Source organism: Aeromicrobium changchenzhani (assembly GCF_057586615.1).
The window spans coordinates 450,842-463,455 of the sequence record NZ_CM172480.1; the positions used below are offsets into that span (position 1 = coordinate 450,842).

Consider the following 12,614-nt stretch of genomic DNA (forward strand, 5'->3'; position numbering starts at 1 on the left):
GCAAGCCGATGAGCGAAGGGATGTCCATGAACCTCGGTGACATCGCTCGTGGAGCCGCAGCACGGATCGTGATCGAGTCGCGCTATGCCGTGACACTCGTACGCGCAGCCGGACCGCAGGCGGTGCTATCGGCCAATCCGCTGCAGTACGTCGACGTGCTCAAGGCCGTCCACGCGTACGGGATCGAGGGTGCTGCGACCGCGGGCGCCAAGGCCATGAATCCGCGCGGCATCGCCGTCATCGACGACGACGGCAGTCTTTCGTCCGTTGACCTGCACCTCAACAGCGGAGCCCTCGCCGCTTCGCTCCACCGCCGCGGGATCGATTCCGAAGCCAGCGTTGGGATCATGTGCCGCAACCACCGGGCGTTCTTCGAAATCTTCTTCGCGGCCGGCAAACTCGGTGCCCGCACGCTGCTGCTCAACACCGACTTTTCGGGCCCTCAACTGGCCGATGTCTGCCAGCGCGAAGACATCACCGCGCTGGTCTGTGATGTGGAGTTTGCCGACCGACTTGACGGTCTAGATGCCGGTGTCCAGGTCGTCATCGCCGACAGCAACACGGCCACGGCAGAGGGCCAGCCGACGGTTCGCCAATTGGTGCGCGACGGCGCTGGTTCGACAGCACCCAAGCCGAAGCGGGCACAGCGAGTGGTTCTCCTCACCAGCGGCACGACCGGTACGCCGAAGGGCGCACCGCGCGACGTGGACATCACACTGGCCGCACCCGGTGGTTTCCTGTCGAAAGTCCCACTGTGCGCCGGCCAAAACGTCCTGATCGCGGCGCCGCTGTTCCACGCTTGGGGTCTTTCCACGTCGATGCTGGCCCTCGGAATGGGCAATACAGTCGTGATAGGTCGAAGCCTGCGGCCTCAAGGGATCCTCGACACGCTCGAAATCCACCGGATCGACACGCTCATCACCCTGCCGATTCTGATGGCTCGGTTCCTCGCGATCGGCGATGACAAGATTCGGGACCGCGACCTGGCTGCGCTGCGAGTCGTCGCACTATCCGGATCAGCGCTCTCGGCCGATCTGGCGACCCACTTGATGGATCTCCTCGGTGACATCGTGTACAACCTGTATGGCTCGACCGAGGTGGCGTTCGTTGCCATCGCGACGCCCCAGGACATGCGGGCCGCGCCTGGCACGGTCGGCCGGCCGCCATTCGGCACCACGATCCGGATCCTCGATGCAGATGGTGCACAGGTCCCGACCGGCGTGCCAGGCCGGATTTTCGTGCGCAGCAGTCTGCAGTTCGATGGCTACACCGATGGCGCCAACAAACCGATCAGCGACGGCTTCATGTCGACCGGTGACATGGGTCATCTTGACGCGGACGGACGGCTCTTCGTTGAGGGTCGCGACGACGACATGATCGTCTCGGGCGGGGAGAACGTCTTCCCGGCGGAGATCGAGGAGCTCCTGACTGGCCATCCCGACATCGTCGAGGTTGCGGTCATCGGCATCCCTGATGACGAGTTCGGGTCCCGGTTGCGGGCGTATGTCGTGGTCGACGGCGCGCTTGACGCCGACGGGGTCAGAGCTTTCGTTCGTAATAATCTCGCCCGCTACAAGGTGCCGCGGGACGTCGTCTTCGTCGACGAATTGCCGCGCAATCCGGCCGGCAAGGTCGTCAAACGACTGTTGCCAGACCCCCGTTAGTCAGGTGCGCTTGCGGCGCAGGATGTCTCGGCCGTTGCGGCGCACCATCGAAACACCTGTTTTCCACGATGGCCGGTCCAGATCAGGTTGCTTGCCAGCCCCGATTCGGTGCAGCTGATCGGTGTGCCATTGCAGGTCGATCAGGCTGTTCAGAGCGCGCGGATCGGTGATCTTGCTGAGCACAGTTGCTCCGGTGACAGTGCGATGGTGTGACTCGAGGTGCTCCGCCCCGTTGAAAATCTGCGCCGGGGCGTTTGGTGTTGTTGCCGCCGGGCGACCGAGGCCGATGACATCGCAATCGCCCGAGTCGAGTGCTGCCTGCATCGCTGAGCGCGAGCGGAATCCGCCGGTGACGGCCAGGGGTACGTCGGGCGCAACCGCGCGCACGGTTTTCGCATATTCCAAGAAGTACGCCTCGCGCGTAATGGTTGACGCGCGGGCGCCCATCATGGCTGGTGCCTCATACGACCCGCCACTGATCTCGATCAGATCGATGCCTTCGGCAGCTAGGCGTACGACGACATCGCGCGACTCCGTCTCGGAAAAACCGCCGCGTTGGAAATCGGCAGAATTGAGTTTGATCCCGACCGCGAAAGCCGGTGTCACGGTCGCACGGATGCGGGCCAGCACCGCGAGCACGAACGTCATTCGACGCTCCGGAGAGCCACCCCATTCATCGGTGCGTTGATTCGACAAGGGCGATAGGAACTGCGACACGAGGTAGCCATGCGCGCCATGGATCTGAACGCCGTCGAAACCGGCCTTCTCAGCCACGTCGGCCGCGGTGGCGTAACGTCCGATGATCTCGTCGATCTCGGAGCCGGTGAGTTCGTGCGGCGTACGAGCCCCGGGCACCTTGAGCGCAATCGGGCTCGGTGCAACCGGCCGAGTGCGGCCAAAGGGGTTGGATTGGCGGCCCGGGTGGTTGATCTGCATCCAGATAGGCGTGCCGCTCCCACGAGCCGATTCGGCCCAGCGGGCAAACTCGTCATGGTGCCGGTTGTCCTCAATCACGACATTGCCGGCCTCGCCGAGGTGGCGGCGGTCGATCATGACATTCCCGGTCACGATGAGGCCATAGCCGCCGGCGCCCCAGGTCGCAAATAACTGATCGAGTTGCGCATTCGGTGCCCCATTGGGCGATCCGAGCGCCTCACTGAGCGCTGATTTCATGAACCGATTGGGCAGGGTCTGACCGCAAGGCAGGGTCAGTGGTTCGTCGAGCGTTGCGGGCATACGAGATTCCTTCGGTATCTGAACTGTCTCAACCGTAAAGGGTCAGTGCTGATGCCGCGCAGCCAGCGCCCATTAGAGTCAGCGGTGGTTCAGCGCTTTCCATACCGACGACTCGACGGTTGAATACTTGGGCAATCCGTTCATTTCGCGATAATTCTTGACGGCCTTGGTGGTGGCAGAATCGTAAACACCGGAGACTTTGAGCTTCTGCCGGATGGCGACGAGCGCACGTTGGGTGTTCCACACTTCGGTACCGACTGACCCTGGCTTGATCGCGGTGGAGTGCTTGCCCTCGGTGAACAGCGCGGCCCATGTGGCCGGACCTGCTTTGCCGTTGCGGCTCCAGCCGTGGCGGGCCCGGAATTTGTCGATACCAGCGCGCGTGTCATTGCTGTATTTTCCGTTGACCGTCTTCGCTAGGCCCAGTCCTTTGAGTAGACACTGAATGGCGGCGACTTCAGGCCCCTTGGCGCCCGGCTTGATAGTTGGATATTTTCCGAACGACATCCGCACACCACATGGCAGCGGCTCCTTCGTCGCGACCGAGCCGGTGCCGACATCGAGCCAATTTTTGTCGATGGTCAGTTTCGCGCCAGCATATGAGGCATTCACGTTGTTGTGGTACTGATGAATGCGTTGGTGTTTGGCCCAGCGGGAATCGGCAAGGTACGGCATCCCTGCGACATTCGCCTTCTTGTTGGTCCAGGCGAACCACATCTGGTCCGGTGGTGTGAAGCCTTTGTATTTCTTGGCGACAAGTTCATCGGTCAACTTGATCGCGGCTGATGCACTCGAGTAGAGGCCAACTTTGTAGCCGCTGGCGTGCACCTTCTCGTTGAAGGCGTCCATGAATTCTCGGACGACGTTGTCGCAGGTCGAGCGATCGCGCGCCCACCATTCAATGTCCAGATAAGTGAAACTCCCGGCCCTGAAGCCATACTTCTTGAGCGCCGCTACGGCCTCTTTGGCGTCACTGGCGCCCTGCTTGCGGGCAGTGGCCAACGTCTTTGACATGAGTTTCTTCTGGACGCGGCTCTTCTTGTTGTTCTTGAAGCACGGTGCTTGATAGCCGACATGGATCGGCATGAAATGCCAGCCCTTGTCGGCATTCTTCTGCACCCATGCTTTGCTCAGATTGGGTTGGTACTTGTCGCTGCAATAGCGCGAGTTCCCCGACACGTAGATGCCGATTGCGCTGTATGGCGACTTCAGATTCCATACATCCATGGTCTTCTGTGTGGGTGCGACACAGGCATCAAAGCCGTAGCCGGTGAAGTTTCCCGGCGCCGGTGGAGCCGCTGCGGTGGCGGGACCGGCCATGACGGCAGCGGTGAGAATCGTCGCGAGCAGGCTGAGCACAACTCGCGCGGCGGGGGAAGACACCTTGTGCATCTGATCAGGCTAAGGGCGTTGGCCACTCTTGTCAGCCGATTAGCCCCGATCGCCTGCACAACCGAGGCGGTACCGTGATCGGGTGAACAATCGATGAGTCGGCCGACTCCGATACGGGCGGCGACCGCCAACCGCTCCTTGCTGATGTTCGTCGGCTTGCTCCTCGTCGCCGCCAACCTCCGTGGCGCCATCACCTCGGTCGGCCCCGTCCTCAACGACGTGCAGGCCACATTTCAGCTGTCAGCCTTCGAAGGATCGATCCTGATCAGCATTCCGCTGGTCGCTTTTGGCTTGTTCTCTCCCGTGGCTCCAAAGATCGCCAGGGCTGTTGGCATCGAGCGAGCGCTCGGTCTTGCGCTGCTCGTTCTTGCGATCGGAATCTTGGCCCGGTCGATGCCGTGGTTGCCGATCCTGTGGCTCGGAACGGTGCTGCTTGGGATTGGCATTGCAGTTCTGAATGTCGTGATTCCGGCGTTGGTTAAACGGGATTACCCCGATCGGATCGGCCCGATCACCGGGATGTATTCAGCTGTGCAGGCCGGCGTCGCTGCTGCGGCCGCAGGACTTGCCGTGCCGATCGCGGGGACTAATCCGGAAGGATGGCGGCTCTCGCTCGGAGTCTGGGCGGGGCTGGCCGTCGTAACGTTGGCGGTGCTTGCGCCGCGCCTGCGTCATCGCACACCGCCTTCGCCCGAGTGGACCGGTCCTGATCAGCCAGCTCATCGGTCTCCATGGCGCTCGGCATTGGGCTGGCAAGTCGCGATCTACATGGGATTGCAGTCGACCATGTTCTATACGCTGTTGACCTGGCTGCCGTCGATCGAACAGGCGCACGGGACGTCACCCGCTGTGGCAGGATTCCATCTGTTTATTTTTAACGGCACTGCGATCGTGGGCAATTTGGTCATAGCGGCATTCATCCCGAGATGGCCAAGTCAGATTCGCGTGCATCTGGTGACCTCAGTGCTGATCCTGGTGTCGCTTGTCGGGCTCATGACCGCGCCGTCCTGGGATCTTCTCTGGGTGGCAGTCGGCGGTGTCGGCGTGGGTGCGGCATTCGTACTGGCGCTGTCGATGCTCGGTCTTCGAGCAGTCAACCATCGGCAGGCCGCATCGTTGTCGGGCATGGCCCAGTGCGTGGGTTACCTGATTGCGGCGGCCGGACCGATCAGCGTCGGGCTCCTCCATGATCGGCTTGACTCCTGGTCAAAATCACTCATCTTCTTGCTGGTCGTCCTTGCTGGCCAAGCGGCGATCGGCTGGCAGGCCGCCCGCGATCGCACGCTTGGCTGACGCACCGCTTAGATTTGGCGATCCCGCCCAGCCCAGTAGGGTTTGCGCAGTTCCCGCTTGAGGATCTTGCCCGAAGGATTGCGCGGCAGAGCCTCAATGATGTCGATTGAGCGGGGACATTTGTATGGCGACAAGCGCGAGCGAGTGAACTCGATCAACTCTGTCTCGGTTGCGGACTGTCCGGCCTTGAATGCGACGACGGCCTTGACCGACTCGCCCCATTTATCGTCGGGAATGCCGATGACGGCCAGCTCGGCGATTGCCGGATGCTCGGCCAGAACCCGCTCAATTTCGGGCGAATAGATGTTCTCACCGCCGGAAATGATCATGTCTTTGACCCGATCTTCAACGAACACGAAGCCACCGTCGTCGATCCGGCCGACGTCGCCGCTGCGCAGCCAGCCGTCTGGGGTGAGGAGTTCGGCGGTGGCCTCCGGGTTGCCGAGATAGCCAGGTGTCGACTGGTCGGTACGGAACCAGATCTCGCCAGCGGTGCCGGGCTCGACATCGAGCTGAGTGGCTGGATCGACGATGCGGACCTCGGCGCCGGGAATGCATTGGCCAGCTGAGACGAGCCGCTCAGGGTGAGCGTCGTCGCGATGCGCAGCATCGTCGAGAATTGTGATCACGCCGGCCATCTCGGTCATGCCATAAACCTGCATGAACTGTGTGTTGGGCCAAGCTTCGAGCGATGCGCGCAGTAGCGGCAGTGGCATCGGCGCGGCGCCGTAAGTGAGTGCTTTGAGTCGGCCGAACAATCCCATAACGTCGGGGCCGGCCTGGATCAGCGCGGCGACCACGGCGGGGACGAGGAAGGCATGGGTGGCGCCAGCCATCATGCCGCCAGCCAGCAGCGCGCCATCGACCTCGCGAATGATGTAAGCGGGCATGCCGTGTGCTGGCCCAGATAGTGCATAACAGGTGCCGCCGACGTGGAACATCGGCATCGCGACGAGCATCATGTCGCCTGCGGAGTATTCGACATCACCGGCCGAATTGATGGTGTGCTGGATGATGTTGTGTTGCGTCAACATGACGCCCTTGGGACGCCCGGTTGTGCCCGAGCTGTACATGACGGCACACACCTCGTCGGGTGTCACGTCCTGGTCCCGGTCGACCGGTTCGTGCGCGGCCAGCCACGCCTCATACTCATCGTTGTCGCCGCCGACGATGATGACCTTCTCGACAGTTGTCAGTTTGTCACGGATCAGCTCGAAGGCGTCCACGAGCTCATAGCCAACGAAGGCGATGCGGGCACCAGAGTCGTTGATGACGTAGTCGAGCTCGTCGCCGCCGAGCCGCCAGTTGACGATCGCGGTGGCCGATCCGATGAGGCAGCCGCCGAGTACTGCTTCGAGGGTTGCCGGATTGTTCTTGTCGAGGAATGCCACTCGATCGCCGCGTTTGATTCCCTCGGCCTTGAGCCCAGCGGCGAGGCGGCGAACGCCGTCCCATGCCTGCGCCCAGGTCCACGTCCGGTCGAGGAACTGCCAGCACTTCTCGTCTGGTGTCTCCTTGGCCCGGAAGGCCAGGAAGTCACTGAGGTAAGAAGCATCGGGGAGTGCGGCAGGCATGATCGTCCTTTGGTGGCGTGAGGTCCGCTGGTCGCGTGAGGTCCGTCACATTAGCCTACGAGGTTGGGGGTCGATGGCAGCGGGAGAATTTCTGTATAGGTGGCCGAAGGCTTGGGTAGATTGTCCAGATGATTGAGCCATTAGTCGGTGCCGACACAGTTGCGGCATATCAGCGCGACGGTGTGGTCTGCGTACGCGGACTGCTTGACGCGGACGAAGTTGAACGCGCTCGTGGCGCGATCGGATATGTACTCGACAACCCAAGCCGCATGGCGCAAGTCGCCAGCGCCGAGGGTGACCCGGGAACGTTCATCGAGGACTTCCGACGCTGGGGCGACGTTGCGGAAATCGAGGCGCTCGCCCTCCACTCGCGCGCACCGCAGATCGCGGCTGAATTGATGGGCTCACCCGTTGCGCGGCTCTATCACGATCACGTTCTGGTCAACTCTGGCGGCATGAATCAGCGCACCCCATGGCATCAAGACCAGCCGTATTACAACGTCGACGGGCTTGGCGTCAGTGCCTGGATCCCGGTCGATCCGGTCCCAGCCGAAGGCTGTCTGGAGTTGGTTGCAGACACGCATCGTGGTTCCTAGCTCATGCCGCGCACCTTCCTCGCGGGCGAAGCCAAATGGTTCCCCGAGGGCTCGTTGGCAGAACTGTCCGACATCGAAGCCCAGCGCGCGGTATTCGACATACGGCGCTATGACATGCAACCCGGTGACCGCCCGCTCGGGTTAACCCGCCACGGACTCGGCGATCCGGTCGAGAGTGCGACGCATGTTGGTCTCGGTTTTTGCCGGCATGGAGCCACGCTTGAGCATTGCCCGTTGTTTGTCCTTCGAGAGGTCCCAGGTCTCGCGCAGCAATGTTCCGTTGCCAGCGGGGGTGAGTTCATAGCGCCAGATGCGACCGCCGACGAGACCGAAAAACCCTCGGGTCTGCCACGCGATGAGACGGCCCGGCTCGAACTCGATCACTTCGTTGGAGGTCTTGTAGGGAATGCCTTGTTTCATTGACATGCCGAACTTTGTGCCGAGCGCCAACGGCTCCGATTCCTGGCGCGTACCTTTCACCGTCCCCGAGCCGTCGAAGGCTGAGTGCCTCCCGGCGTCGGAAAGAAGCGCGAAGATCTGATCGGGCGGGGCGTCGATGGTTCGCTCGACGCTGACGGTGTCTGAGTTCATGGTCCCATTGTGCTCATGCCCGCGAGATGCTGCGAACTGGAAAGGCGTTCGATTGCCGCCGACTTCGATAGGTTGCTCAGCCACCGCTCAATTAGGCCGGTTCGCTCTGTCCCCTACACTTGAGGGGTGCCTCGCGGAGACGGACGACTCAACCACGACATTGATCCACAGGATCTCGGACCTCAGGACGCCTGCGGGGTCTTCGGAGTATGGGCGCCAGGTGAAGAAGTCGCCAAGCTGACCTATTTTGGTCTGTATGCCTTGCAGCACCGCGGCCAGGAGTCAGCGGGCATCGCGGTCAGCAACGGCCGGCAGATCCTGGTCTACAAAGACATGGGTCTCGTCTCGCAGGTGTTCGACGAGGCAACCCTCGAATCGCTCAAAGGCCAACTCGCCGTCGGCCACTGTCGCTACTCGACCACCGGAGCGAGCGTCTGGCAGAACGCCCAGCCGACGTTCCGGCCGACGCAGAGCGGTTCGGTTGCGCTGGCGCACAACGGCAATCTGACTAATACCGCCGAGCTCGTCGATCTGCTCGCGACGCGCGAGCCGGTCCGCGCCAAGGGCGCCGAACTTGCCACCAGCGACACCGGCGTGATGGCGTCACTGCTGGCCTCCTACCCCGATCGCTCGGTCGAGCAGGCCGCCTTCGAAGTGTTGCCCAAGCTCCGTGGTGCCTTCTCCTTGGTATTCATGGACGAGGGCACCCTGTATGCGGCGCGCGATCCGCAGGGCATCCGACCGCTCGTATTGGGCCGGCTCGAACGCGGGTGGGTCGTTGCTAGCGAGACTGCTGCCCTCGATATCGTCGGCGCCTCCTTCATCCGCGAGATCGAGCCGGGCGAGTTCATCGCTATCGACGAGAACGGTTTGCGGGCCGAACGCTTCGCCCCGGCCGCGCCCAAGGGTTGCCTGTTCGAATTCGTCTATCTCGCTCGCCCCGACACGACGATCTCCGATCAGCGGGTGTTCTCGGTTCGAGCCGAGATCGGTCGCAAGCTGGCTCGCACTGCACCGGTTGAAGCCGACCTCGTCATCCCAGTGCCCGAATCTGGCACCCCGGCGGCGATCGGCTATGCCGAGGAGAGCGGCATTCCATTCGGCCACGGGCTGGTCAAGAACTCCTATGTCGGACGCACCTTCATCCAGCCGTCGCAGACGATCCGTCAGCTCGGCATCCGGCTCAAACTCAACCCGCTGCGCGATGTCATCGCCGGCAAACGGCTCGTCGTCGTCGATGATTCGATCGTGCGCGGCAATACCCAGCGCGCCCTCGTTCGCATGCTGCGCGAATTCGGTGCTGCCGAGGTGCATGTACGCATCGCGAGCCCACCGGTCAAATGGCCATGCTTCTATGGGATCGACTTCGCATCGCGCGCCGAACTCATCGCCAACGGCATTTCGGTCGAGGAGATCCGCCGCTCGATCGATGCTGATTCGCTCTCGTATGTCGATCTCGAGGATCTGATCGAGGCGACCAAGGTGCCCAAGGACAGCCTCTGCCGTGCTTGCTTTGACGGCATTTATCCAATCGCCCTTCCCGAGGACGACCTGATTGGTAAGCACCTGCTCGAGCACCCCGAGACGACAACTCTGAAGGTGATCCAATGACCGAGCGCTCCCCCAAGCACTGCGCTTCGCTGCGTGCAGGGCGGGACCCCCAGCGAGTGGGCAATGGGTTCCTCATGCCGGGGTCTGCCTCCGGTTGCTTTTTGAGGCAGGCCGCAGCATGAGCACGCCGTCGACGTCCTACGCGAGCGCTGGAGTTTCGATCGAAGCTGGCGATCGCGCGGTCGAACTCATGAAGCAATGGGTCGACAAGGCGCGCCGTCCCGAGGTGGTCGGTGGGATCGGCGGCTTCGCTGGGCTGTTCGACGCATCGGCACTCAAGTCCTACGAGCGGCCGCTGCTGGCAACATCCGCTGACGGTGTTGGCACGAAGGTCGCTATCGCCCAAGCGATGGATAAACACGACACAATCGGCTTCGATCTTGTGGGCATGCTGGTCGATGACCTTGTCGTATGCGGCGCGGAGCCGCTCTTCCTGACCGATTACATCGCCTGCGGTTCGGTGGTTCCTGAACGCATTGCCGACATCGTCAAGGGTGTCGCGATGGCGTGCGCGGAAACCGGCACGGCGCTTCTCGGCGGTGAGACCGCGGAACATCCGGGTCTCCTCGGTCCGGACGAATATGACATTGCCGGTTCGACTACCGGCGTCGTCGAGGCGTCAAAATTGCTTGGTGCCGATCTGGTTCGACCTGGCGACGTCGTGGTCGCGATGGCGTCCTCTGGGCTGCACTCCAATGGCTATTCGCTGGTTCGGCACGTGTTCTTCGACCAAGCTGGTTGGACGCTCGATCGGGATGTCCCTGAGTTTGGCTCGACGCTCGGCGAGCAGCTGTTGATCCCAACGAAGTTGTATGCGAAGCCGTGCCTTGACCTAGCCGACAGCCTTGAGGTCCACGCGATGTCGCACATCACCGGGGGCGGGCTGGCAGCAAACCTGGCACGTGTGCTGCCCGATTCGGTCTCGGTTCGTCTGGATCGATCGACCTGGACACCGCAACCGGTCTTCGGACTCGTCGGTGCGCTCGGGGGCGTGGCACAGGCCGATCTTGAGCAGGCGCTCAACATGGGCGTTGGCATGGTGGCGATCGTTCCGCCTGCGGTTGCCGATGCGGCCGTCCGTATGTTGGCGGCTCGCGGCGTGCCCGCTTGGATCGCTGGGGAGGTCGCAACCGCTGGGGTTCACGGTGATGGTGGGACCGTCACACTCGACGGGACACACTCCTGATAGCGGCAAAACGCACCATTTGGAGGGTCGATGCCGTGATCTTTGGCGCGCTCAGGTAGCCTGAAGCCACGACATATTGACTAACTAATTTGTGCGAGGGGGTCGAACCTTATGGGTCGCGGCCGTGCTAAGGCAAAACAGACTAAGGTCGCACGTGACCTGAAGTACCGGACTCTTGATACCGACTTCAGCGGATTGCAGCGCGAACTTCATGGCGAATCGGGAGCTCCGATTCCCGAGCAATACGCCGATCTTCTTGATGAGCCGTCCGACCCGACATCGCGTTAGCGCGATATCGGGTCACAGGACTCACGCCAGTTACTTCGCTGGCAACCACATTGAACGCAACCGGCCGACTTCGCGCATGCGCTGTTCGGCGATCCGGTCGGCGGCAATGCTCGGCGGCACGCCTTCGGTTTGTGCGCGGGTGAGCACGTCCAGCGTGGTGTCATAAATTCCGGTCGCGCGCACCTTGGCGCGTTCGAAGGAAAACCCTTCAAGCTCGTCGGCAACCTGCATCAGGCCACCGGAGTTGACGCAATAGTCGGGTGCGTAAGTGATGCCCTGCTCGGCTAATTGCTTCTCGATGCCGGGGTGCGCGAGTTGGTTGTTGGCAGATCCGCAGACAATCTTGGCGCTCAACGCCGTAACCACATCGTCGCTGAGTGCTCCGCCCAGCGCGCACGGCGCGTAGACGTCAAGGGTTTCGCGGACGAGTGAATTGGTGTCGGCGGAGACCCTGATGTTCGGGTAGGTAGCCTGCAATGCGGCCACCGCATCGCGGTCGACATCGGTCACGATGACATCGGCGCCATCCTCGATGAGATAACCGACGAGATGCCGGCCGACCTTGCCAACGCCAGCAACCCCAACGGCCCGACCCGACAGGCTCGAGGATCCCCATGCGTGCTGGGCCGCGGCGCGCATACCTTGGAAGACCCCGTAGGACGTGAGGACCGATGAGTCGCCTGCGCCCCCGTGCTCAACCGTACGGCCGGTGACGAAGTCACATTCGCGCGCGATGATGTCCATATCTGGGCTAAATGTGCCGACATCGCACGCGGTGTAGTAGCGGCCGCCGAGTGACTGGACCATACGCCCATAGGCGCGGAGCAACGCCTCGGTCTTGATTTTTTTGGGATCGCCGATCAGGACGGCTTTGCCGCCGCCGAGATCAAGGCCAGCGAGCGCTGCCTTATAGGCCATGCCCTGGGAAAGATTGAGTACATCGGCGAGGGCGTCCTGCTCGCTCGCGTACGGGTAGAAACGGGTGCCGCCGAGTGCCGGGCCGAGTGCGGTCGAGTAGATCGCGATGATGGCTTTGAGGCCGGATTCGCGGTCCTGACAGAACACGACTTGTTCGTGGTTGCCTTCGAAGGGGGATACAGCGAGTTGGTCAGTCACGGTAGTGCTTTCTGTTGTGATGGCGAAGAAACGTTGGTGGGCTTCTTCATCGGTGGGCCCACGGGGT

Annotated in this window: 11 protein-coding genes; 6 read left to right on the plus strand and 5 right to left on the minus strand. The window is 62.2% G+C overall.

The genetic code is table 11. The annotated features are described in order from the left end of the window. Nucleotides 1–8 precede the first annotated feature (8 nt). Nucleotides 9–1,664 carry an AMP-binding protein gene (locus AC2YB9_RS02345; protein WP_487267152.1) on the plus strand — a complete coding sequence of 552 codons (1,656 nt, stop codon included), beginning with the start codon at nt 9–11 and terminating at the stop codon, nt 1,662–1,664. On the opposite strand, the gene AC2YB9_RS02350 is transcribed toward AC2YB9_RS02345, so the two are convergent. Beyond that, the gene (locus tag AC2YB9_RS02350; RefSeq protein WP_487267153.1) at nt 1,665–2,900 is read right to left on the minus strand and encodes an NADH:flavin oxidoreductase/NADH oxidase family protein; all 1,236 of its coding nucleotides are present in this window, start codon (nt 2,898–2,900) and stop codon (nt 1,665–1,667) included. 78 nt (nt 2,901–2,978) lie between these two features. Continuing rightward, on the minus strand, nt 2,979–4,292 hold the full coding sequence (locus tag AC2YB9_RS02355) for a glycoside hydrolase domain-containing protein (protein ID WP_487267154.1): 1,314 nt from the start codon (nt 4,290–4,292) through the stop codon (nt 2,979–2,981). Nucleotides 4,293–4,385: 93 nt separating this feature from the next. Between AC2YB9_RS02355 and AC2YB9_RS02360 the strand changes: the two genes are divergently transcribed. Beyond that, the gene (locus AC2YB9_RS02360; RefSeq protein WP_487267155.1) at nt 4,386–5,585 is read left to right on the plus strand and encodes a CynX/NimT family MFS transporter; all 1,200 of its coding nucleotides are present in this window, start codon (nt 4,386–4,388) and stop codon (nt 5,583–5,585) included. Nucleotides 5,586–5,593: 8 nt separating this feature from the next. Here AC2YB9_RS02360 and AC2YB9_RS02365 read toward each other — a convergent pair whose 3' ends face one another. After that, entirely contained in the window at nt 5,594–7,159 is a 1,566-nt protein-coding gene (locus AC2YB9_RS02365; RefSeq protein ID WP_487267156.1) for a long-chain-fatty-acid--CoA ligase, read from the minus strand. Nucleotides 7,160–7,287: 128 nt separating this feature from the next. Between AC2YB9_RS02365 and AC2YB9_RS02370 the strand changes: the two genes are divergently transcribed. After that, nucleotides 7,288–7,755, plus strand: a complete 468-nt coding sequence (locus AC2YB9_RS02370; RefSeq protein ID WP_487267157.1) for a phytanoyl-CoA dioxygenase family protein — start codon at nt 7,288–7,290, stop codon at nt 7,753–7,755. Between the two features lie 141 nt (nt 7,756–7,896). Here the strand turns inward: AC2YB9_RS02370 and AC2YB9_RS02375 are convergent, their stop codons facing one another. Beyond that, entirely contained in the window at nt 7,897–8,346 is a 450-nt protein-coding gene (locus tag AC2YB9_RS02375; RefSeq protein ID WP_487267158.1) for an SRPBCC family protein, read from the minus strand. Nucleotides 8,347–8,472: 126 nt separating this feature from the next. Here AC2YB9_RS02375 and purF point away from each other — a divergent pair, with 126 nt between their 5' ends. The 3 genes from purF to AC2YB9_RS02390 all read left to right on the plus strand — a co-directional run bounded on the left by purF (nt 8,473) and on the right by AC2YB9_RS02390 (nt 11,431). Then, nucleotides 8,473–9,957, plus strand: a complete 1,485-nt coding sequence (gene purF / locus AC2YB9_RS02380; protein WP_487267159.1) for an amidophosphoribosyltransferase — start codon at nt 8,473–8,475, stop codon at nt 9,955–9,957. Nucleotides 9,958–10,075: 118 nt separating this feature from the next. Next, nucleotides 10,076–11,143, plus strand: coding sequence for a phosphoribosylformylglycinamidine cyclo-ligase (purM, locus tag AC2YB9_RS02385; RefSeq protein ID WP_487267160.1), 1,068 nt, complete (start codon nt 10,076–10,078; stop codon nt 11,141–11,143). A 111-nt stretch (nt 11,144–11,254) separates the two neighbouring features. After that, nucleotides 11,255–11,431, plus strand: coding sequence for a DUF3073 domain-containing protein (locus AC2YB9_RS02390; protein ID WP_487267161.1), 177 nt, complete (start codon nt 11,255–11,257; stop codon nt 11,429–11,431). Between the two features lie 30 nt (nt 11,432–11,461). Here AC2YB9_RS02390 and AC2YB9_RS02395 read toward each other — a convergent pair whose 3' ends face one another. Next, on the minus strand, nt 11,462–12,547 hold the full coding sequence (locus tag AC2YB9_RS02395) for a Leu/Phe/Val dehydrogenase (protein WP_487267162.1): 1,086 nt from the start codon (nt 12,545–12,547) through the stop codon (nt 11,462–11,464). Nucleotides 12,548–12,614 lie beyond the last annotated feature (67 nt).